Raw genomic sequence first — 3469 nt, 5'->3', positions numbered from 1 at the left:
CAGCCTGCCGGCCAGCTCCACGCCCCAACCGGCCAGCTGCGCGGCCTGGGCCCGCAGGGACTCGACCGCCGGCGCGACTTCGTCGAAATGGGCCAGCACCGCCTGGACCGAGTCGGCGCCTGGCTGCCCGGCCGGGGGCGCGGGCACCGGAACCAGTGCGGGTGCGGCCTTGAAGGATTCGGCCGGTCCGGCTGCCGCGGACCGGGCTGCTGCCGCGGGCCTCACAGTGCCTCTCCTTCCAGCTCGCGCAATGCCCCGCGCAGGGCGCCGGAATTCGCGGCGAGGTTGTACGCCTTTTCGGTATCCGCAGCCACGCGGTCCCAGGAGTAGCGGGTCCGCACCCGCTGCTGGCCGGCACGGCCAAGCTCCGCGGCGAACTGCGGGTCCCCGAGCAGCCGGGCCAGCGCATCCGCCACCGCCTCCGGATCCCGCGGCGGCACATGCAGGCCGGTCTTGTGGTCCACGACCGTATCGATCAGTCCGCCCACGGAGGCGGCGACCACCGGCACGCCGCAGGCCATGGCCTCGAGCGGAACGATGCCGAACGGCTCGTACCAGGGCACGCAGACTACCGCGTCCGCGCTGCGCAGGACAGCCGGGATCTGCTCCCGCGGGACCTGGCCGCGCAGCACCACCTGGTCCTCCACGCCCAGTTCGCGGGCCAGGGCCAGCAGCCGCTGGGCCTCCGGGTCGCCTGCCAGCCCCGCGGGGCCGGAAGATCCCCCCACCACCAGCAGCTCGACGTCGTCAATACCCTGTTCCTTCAGCAGCTTCAGCGCCTGCACCGCCAGGTCCACGCCCTTGCGCGGCACGAGCCGGCCCAGGGTGACGATGCGGTGCCGGCGTCCGCGGGTCTCCGCGCTGCCGTCCGCACTGAAGAGCTTCAGGTCCACGCCGCACGGGGCAATCGAGACGTTGCTGCGCGGCACTCCCATCGCCGCCAGCTCGAACACCTCGTCGGAGCAGGTGGCGATGATCCGGTCCACGCTGCGGCCCACATTCGGCTCAAGCCAGGCCCGCTGGGCCGGGCTGGTGTCCTGCGCGCCCTGATGGCGGCGCTTGACGGTGCCGAGCGCGTGGAAGGTCTGCAGCACCGGCACCGGGTAGCCGGATCCGGCCGGCCGCCGCGCCGCATCCAGCGCGGCGACGCCGGACATCCAGAAGTGCCCGTGCACCAGGTCCGGAGGGTTGTCCGCCCAGTCCGCGCTGATCCCGTCTGCCAGCTGCCCCATGTACGGCAGCAGCTCGTCTTTGGGCACCGGCTCGGCCGGCCCGGCATCCACGTGGACCACCTCGACTCCGGCGCGCATCGGCACCCGCACCGGCAGGTCCGGATTGTCGCGCCGGGTGTAGACCGTGACGCAGTGCCCTCGCCTGGCCAGTGCCGCGGAGAGCTCGGCCACGTGCACGTTCTGGCCGCCGGCGTCCACTCCGCCCAGCACCGCCAGCGGGCTGGCATGCTCGGAAACCATCGAAATCCTCACAGCTGACTCCTCTCGGTCACTGCCATCAACCTGCCGGCGCCGGTTGCAGCGGCGGCCAGCACGGCGTCCCAGTTCTGAAGGAACGCCGCCAGCGAATAGCGTTCAAGCGCGGCCTGCCGGGCGACCGCACCGCGTGCCTTGGCTTCCTCCGGATCGCGGATGAGCCGGGCGGCTTCGGCACGCAGGAAGTCCACGTCGGTGGAGATCGCCCCGGCTTCCGGCGGCACCGCCCGGGCCGCCTCCGTGGTGTCCAGCACGACCACCGGCATGCCCAGGTGCATCGCCTCCAGCAGGGCCAGCCCCAGCGACGTCCAGCGCAGCGGGTGCAGGTACACGCGGCAGCGGGCGAGCTCCGCGTGCAGCTGCTTGCCGGGCAGGTCACCGCGGACCCGCAGCCGCTCCGGGTCCAGGCCGACGGCCTCCGGCAGGCCCTCCCCGCCCATGCCGAACACGTCCAGCGGGGCCGCCTCGGCGAAGCCGGGCAGCAGGTCGGTGCCGGTCACGCGCCAGCGCCGCACGGGCTCGTTGACCACCACGCCCAGCCGGTCCAGCTCGCCGGTGTAGAGCGGGCCCGGATCCACGATGCCGTGTTCGATCACGGTGGTCCGGGCGCTGCCGCAGTCCCAAAAGAGCCGGTTGAAATGCGTGACATGGACGATCGGGATCTCCGTCTGGTCCGCCAGCGGATGCACCGAGTTCGGGACGGCGCCGCTCTTGGGCGTGTTGTGCTCCAGGAACACGGCCGCCAGGTCCTTGCCGGGGCGGCGGCCCAGCAGGCGCGCGCACTCGTCCGCTTCCTCCGGCCGCTGCAGGACAACGACGTCGATGTCCTCCTGGGCGAGCAGCTCCGGTGCCACATCGCGGACGTTTTCCGGCCATTCCCGGCCGGCCCGGCCGAGGCCCCAGGGTCCGCCCTCGGGCGTGGCGGGCAGCAGGTACTCGTGCCGGCCGCGGACGAACGCATCCGTCCAGCCGCCGTGCACATGCCACAGCAGGATTTTCATCCGTTCCTCATTCCTCTCCGGGCGGGCAGCGAAGCCACACCCAGGCTCAGCCGCTGGACCGCGGCCACGACTTCTTCGGGCGCCACGTTGGCCAGGCAGGGGTGGCCCGGCACCGGGCACTCGCGCGCACGGCTCAGCCGGCACGGCGCGCTTTGGTCACCGAGCAGTTCCACCGGCACCTTGTAGGGGGCCCAGCGCACGGCCGGGACGACGGGAGCGAAGAGGCTCACTACCGGGGTCCCGACGGCGGCGGCCAGGTGGGCGGGTCCGGTGTTTCCGGTGACGACGGCGGAAGCCCCGGCCAGCACGCCGGCCAACCCGCGCAGGTCGGTCTTCCCGCCCAGGTCCAGCGCGTCCGGACCGGCCACCGTCGCGGTGAGCTCCCGCTCCTGCGGCCCGCCGGTCACCACGACGTTGAAACCGGCAGCGATCAGCAGCTCCACCGCGGCCGCGTGGTGCAGCGGAGGCCAGGCCCGCGCCGGCACCGCCGCACCGGGGTGCACCGCTACATAAGGGCGTCCGCCAAACAGTTCCCCCGCGTCGGGGACATCGCGCACCCGCAGCCGTCCGTCGTCGTCCGCGGGCAAACGGAACCCCGCGGCGGCCGCGATCCGCAGCGCCCGCTCGGCCTCCGGCTGGTCCTCCGGAAAGTCCTCGCCCGGCTTCAGCCGCACGTCGAGCAGCGAGCCGGCGTAGTCCACCGAAGCACCGGTGATCCGCGGCACACCCGCCAGCCGCAGCAGCATTGCCAGCGGCAGCGGCGACTGGTGGAAGGACGTCAGGATGACCGCTTCCGCCACCGACCGCGAGCGCACCCAGTCCTGCAGCGTGGCCAGGTGCTCTGCGGTGACCGCCGGCGCCGGGTCGACGATCCACGGGCTGGCCCAGCTGAACACTTCGGCCACTCCCGGCAGCAGCTGCCCGGCGGCCGCGCCCTGCGGGCCGCACAGCATCAGCACCTCGTTCGGCCCGGACCCGTTG

3 protein-coding genes and 1 pseudogene are annotated in these 3469 nt (G+C 73.2%); all 4 read right to left on the bottom strand.

The window, feature by feature from the left end:
* A pseudogene (locus D477_RS20705) lies at positions 1-225 on the bottom strand (phosphoheptose isomerase); the annotation flags it as partial.
* The gene (locus D477_RS20700) at positions 222-1484 is read right to left on the bottom strand and encodes a glycosyltransferase (RefSeq protein WP_005275400.1); all 1263 of its coding nucleotides are present in this window, start codon (positions 1482-1484) and stop codon (positions 222-224) included. The gene D477_RS20700 and the pseudogene D477_RS20705, both read right to left, overlap by 4 nt.
* Positions 1481-2488: a glycosyltransferase gene (locus D477_RS20695; protein WP_005275398.1), complete on the bottom strand. Its 1008-nt coding sequence runs from the start codon at positions 2486-2488 to the stop codon at positions 1481-1483. Before D477_RS20695 ends, D477_RS20700 begins: the two co-directional genes overlap by 4 nt.
* Positions 2485-3469, bottom strand: a 985-nt coding sequence (locus D477_RS20690) for a glycosyltransferase family 9 protein (RefSeq protein ID WP_005275396.1), incomplete at its 5' end; no start/stop codon positions are given. The genes D477_RS20690 and D477_RS20695, both read right to left, overlap by 4 nt.

Origin of the sequence: Arthrobacter crystallopoietes BAB-32 (genome assembly GCF_000328305.2) — a bacterium.
GTDB classification, from domain to species: domain Bacteria; phylum Actinomycetota; class Actinomycetes; order Actinomycetales; family Micrococcaceae; genus Crystallibacter; species Crystallibacter crystallopoietes_A.
Note: the sequence above shows the minus strand (reverse complement) of the source record. Positions and strands in the feature narration are given on the sequence as shown.

What these genes read in the sequence shown, in the direction of transcription:
- D477_RS20695 (WP_005275398.1), bottom strand. Translation starts at nt 2,488, where the DNA reads ATGAAAATCCTGCTGTGGCATGTGCACGGCGGCTGGACGGATGCGTTC.